A 3,732-nucleotide genomic window follows, 5' to 3' on the forward strand; every position below is an offset into this window, starting at 1 on the left:
CTCTTAATCAGCGGGTCCGGGGTTCGAGTCCCTGGCGGCGCACAGACAGCCGGAAGGCCCTTCGCGAGAGCGGAGGGCCTTCCGGCGTTTCCGGCCCCTGCGGCTCCCTCGGTTCCTAGGAGGGGACGCGCGGGGCACCGAGCCGGATGCCCAGTTCGAGCCTGCTGCGGACGCCGGTCAGTTCCATCGCCTGCGCGACGTGGCGCTGCACCGTCCGCGAGGAGATGGACAGCTGCCGGGCCACCGCGTCGTTGGTCAGCCCGGAGGCCAGCATCCGCAGGATCTCCCCGCGCAGCCCGGTGAACAGGACCCGGTCGGACGCCACCGGCTCCTGGGCGCTCGCCCAGGTGTACTCGAACAGCGCCACCAGCGCCTTCACCGCGACCGGCGCCCGGACCACCAGCCGGCCCGTGGGACGCCCGCCGCACTCCTCGGCCACCAGACCGACCCGGCGGTCCAGCACCACCAGGACGGTCGGCAGCTCCGGCACCACCCGCAGCTGCCCGCGGCCGGGCACGGCCAGCCGCCGGGCACGGTCCAGCGCGTCCTCCCCGACGTCGGCCGGCAGCACCAGCCGCAGCTCCGGCCCGGAGGTCCCGCACGGCAGTTCGCTCAGACAGTCAAGGAGCCCGCCGGCTGCCCCGGCGGGTCCTATCACCAGAATCTCGCTGCGTGCGACGGCCAGCCAGGAGGCCGGCCGCAGGTCTCCCGGCGGTGGGTCCGGGAGGGTGGGCGGCGGCTCCGCCCAGGCGTCCGCACCGTCCCCCGGCCCGAGGGGCGGAGGTGGGGTACGGGTTTCCGACAACGTGTTCTCCAACGGCATAGGCACTCCCCCGTGTCCGTGTCCGTGTGGTGGGTGCGGAAAGGCCCCCTTCGTGGGCGGGCCCGCCGGCGCTTCCGCCACCGTGATCCGTCCGACAGCCCCAGGCTAGTCAGCACCGGGTGCGCCCCGGATCGGGAGATCTCCCCGACCTGCGGGGGGAATCCCCCACACCGGGCCCTCACCGACGCCACCCCAGGGGGTCACGCCGTACGGGGTCACGCCGTACGGGGGGCACACCGCCCGGGGTCACGCCGTACGGGGGCCGCTCACCGGTCCCGGAGCCCCCGCCGGTGGTCGAGGTAGGCCAGGACCGCCTGGACCCGGCGGTGGCCGGTGCCGGTGGCCGGGATGCCCAGGCGGCCGAGGATGTTGGCGACGTGGGTCTCGACGGTCTTGGGGCTCAGCTGGAGCCGTTCGCCGATCGCCGGGTTGGTCAGGCCCTCCGCCATCAGGGCCAGCACCTGGCGTTCGCGCTCGGTCAGCGAGTCCACCGGGCCCGAGCGCTTCTGCCGGTTCACCAGCTGGTCGGTGATGGCCGGGTCGAGGACGGCCCAGCCGGCCGCGACCCGCTCCAGGGCGTCGACCAGCTGCGCGGTGTCCAGCAGGCGTTCCTTGAGCAGGTAGCCGATCCGGCCGTGGCCGGTGGTGAGCAGTTCCAGCGCGAAGTCCGGGTCCAGGTGCAGGGAGAGCAGCAGGACCCCGACGCCCGGGTGCTCGGCGACGATCCGGCGGGCGGCCGTGATGCCCTCGTCGGTGTAGGTCGGGGGCATCCGGATGTCGACCAGGGCCGCCTGCGGACGGTGCTCCGCGACCGCCCGCAGCAGCTGCTCGCCGTCGCTCACCACCGCCACCACCTCGACGCCGGCGGCGCGGAGCAGCATGTCCAGGCCGTCGCGGATCAGGGGGGTGTCATCAGCGATGACGATGCGCACGGGATCACCACCTTCACACGGGTGCCCCCGCCCGGGGGGCTGCTCAGTACGAAGTCGCCGCCCTGGCGGCGCACCCGGTCGGCCAGGCCGCGCAGGCCGCTGCCGGCGCCCGGTTCGGCGCCGCCCCGGCCGGCGTCGGCGATCTCCAGCCGCACCTCCCGGGCCGCGCCCTCGCCCTCGATCCGCAGCGCGATCCGGGCCGAGTCGGCGCCGGCGTGCCGGGCGATGTTGGTCAGGGACTCGGCGGCGACGAAGTAGACCGTCTCGGCCACCTCGTTCGGCAGCTCCCCGGCCTCCTCGGCGACCAGCTCCACCGGCACCGGGGAGGCGGCGACCAGCGAGCGCAGGGCCTGCGCCGCGTCGGCCGGGCCGTCCACCGGGAAGGCCGCGCCGGCGGCGAGACGGCGCAGCTCGCCGATCGCCAGGGCCAGTTCGTCGGCGGCCGCGTCGATCGCCTCGCCGAGCTGCGGCCGGCTCTCCACCGCGGCCTGGTTGCGGGCCATCTTCAGCGCGAACCCGGCCTTCAACAGCCGCAGTTGGGCGCCGTCGTGGAGGTCGCGCTGCACCTTGCGCAGCTGCTCGGCGCTGCGCCGGTCGAGCCGGTCGTCGATGCTGCGGCGGTCGGCCGCCAGGCTGCGCAGCCAGCCGCGCACGGTGGTGACCAGCAGGGTCGGCGGCAGCATCGCCTGCACCGCCACGCCCACCGCGTTGAGCGGCACCCGGGCGTCGGCGGCCTCGACCGGGCTCAGCAGCAGCGCGCCGACGGCCTCGGCCGCCAGGCTCAGGGCGATCAGCACGCCGAGGGCGGTGACCGGCCAGTTCTCCCGCCAGCCCTCCTTGCGGACGGCGTCGCGGCCCTCCGTACGGGCCCGGCCGGTGCCGCGGCCCGCGCGGATCAGCACGAAGACCAGCAGGACCGCGATCGCCGCCACCTGGAGGTGCGCCAGCGCGCCGGCCGGCAGGAAGGCGCTGCGCCAGTCCAGCGAGACGCAGGCCAGACAGGGTTCCCACGGGCTGCGGTCACCGCGGGCGTAGTCGGGGATGACGGTCAGCGGCAGCGTCCAGGTCAGCAGCAGCAGCACCCGGACCGGCGGGTCGCCCCGGTCGGCCCGGGCGAGCAGCACCAGGGTGTGCACCAGCAGGACGGCCGGCAGCGCCACCACCACCATCACGTAGGCGCGGTCCGGCGGGTCCGGCAGCAGGGTGACGGCCCTGGCCAGCCAGGCCAGTCCGACACCGATCAGCAGCAGGCCGACCCGGCTGTCCGACTGCTGGGCGATCACCGCCCCGCAGCCGACGAAGGACCAGATGAGCACCACCACGGTGGCGTGCAGCAGGGTGGCGTCCAGATGGGAGAGCCGCATCACCAGCAGGCCGGTCGCCGCGCCGCCGCCGAGCGCGGCGAGGATGATCAGTGCGGCCTGCCAGGAACCTCCGAAGGATCTGGACCCGTCGTCCTCCCCGCGCCTCCAGCGTTCCACCATCGGCCCACCTCCCCCCATGCAGCGCCCCATGCCCACCGCGGAGCCACGGCGGTGGCCGGCGACGGGGAGGTTGCGCAGAGGGATCGGGAACCGGCTCCCGGGCGGACGGCTCCGGCCGAGTGCGCCGGACTGCCGCACTTCGGCTCTGTCATGGTGTCGCTCTCCCCGTGCCACACGCAAATATCACTATTCACGATTCAGTGGGGAGATTCAACGAGACATCAGATCGCCGCCCCGGCACGGGAAATGAGACGTTCCCGGGCCGGGGTGCGATCCGTCGGCCGCCCGGCGCTCAGTACCGGGCGGTCACGAACCTCGTCGTGCGCGGTGTCAGTCCGTTGCTCAGCGCGCCGCGCTCAGCGATCGCGCTCAGCGCGCTGCGCCGGACGGTCGCGAACTTCGCTGCGCTCAGCGCTCAGCGTCGGACAGTCGCGAGTGTCGCTGCGCTCAGCGCTCGACCTCGCCCTTGATGAACTTCTCGACGTTCTCGCGG

General features: G+C 74.4%; 3 protein-coding genes. All 3 read right to left on the reverse strand.

What is annotated here, in order from left to right:
* Nucleotides 1-115 precede the first annotated feature (115 nt).
* On the reverse strand, nt 116-805 hold the full coding sequence (locus tag ACWEQL_RS41610; protein WP_452156708.1) for a helix-turn-helix transcriptional regulator: 690 nt from the start codon (nt 803-805) through the stop codon (nt 116-118).
* A 284-nt stretch (nt 806-1,089) separates the two neighbouring features.
* Nucleotides 1,090-1,755, reverse strand: a complete 666-nt coding sequence (locus ACWEQL_RS41615) for a LuxR C-terminal-related transcriptional regulator (RefSeq protein ID WP_452156710.1) — start codon at nt 1,753-1,755, stop codon at nt 1,090-1,092.
* On the reverse strand, nt 1,722-3,239 hold the full coding sequence (locus ACWEQL_RS41620) for a sensor histidine kinase (protein ID WP_452156712.1): 1,518 nt from the start codon (nt 3,237-3,239) through the stop codon (nt 1,722-1,724). Before ACWEQL_RS41620 ends, ACWEQL_RS41615 begins: the two co-directional genes overlap by 34 nt.
* Nucleotides 3,240-3,732 lie beyond the last annotated feature (493 nt).

This window comes from Kitasatospora sp. NPDC004240 (assembly GCF_053603215.1).